The sequence below is a fragment of the Mesorhizobium sp. M2E.F.Ca.ET.209.01.1.1 genome (assembly GCF_004010375.2).
GTDB lineage: Bacteria > Pseudomonadota > Alphaproteobacteria > Rhizobiales > Rhizobiaceae > Mesorhizobium.
The window spans coordinates 1-292 of the sequence record NZ_SADP02001144.1 but is presented as its reverse complement, the minus strand read 5'-3'; the positions used below and the strand labels follow the sequence as shown (position 1 = coordinate 292).

Here is a 292-nt window from a genome sequence, read left to right as displayed (position 1 = left end):
CGGGCTGATGAACATCCTCGTGCTGTACGCCCATCCGGTGAAGACCAGCTTCAACGCGGGCCTGCATCGGACGATCGTCGAGCGGCTCTCCGCGGCGGGTCACACGATCGACGATTGCGATCTCTATGCGGAGGATTTCGATCCGCGGCTGACGCGAACAGAGCGGCTCGGCTATCACGACCAGCGCAGTCCGGCCGACGCGGTCGCCAGCTATGTCGAAAGGCTGTGCAAGGCCGAGGCGCTGGTGCTGTCGTTTCCGGTCTGGAACTACGGCTATCCGGCGATCCTGAAA

The 292-nt window shown here is 63.4% G+C and carries 1 protein-coding gene; it reads left to right on the top strand.

All coding sequences use genetic code 11. The annotated features are described in order from the left end of the window. Positions 1-7 precede the first annotated feature (7 nt). Positions 8-292: NAD(P)H-dependent oxidoreductase (locus EN852_RS39470; protein WP_189546647.1), on the top strand; the 285-nt coding region annotated here is incomplete at its 3' end.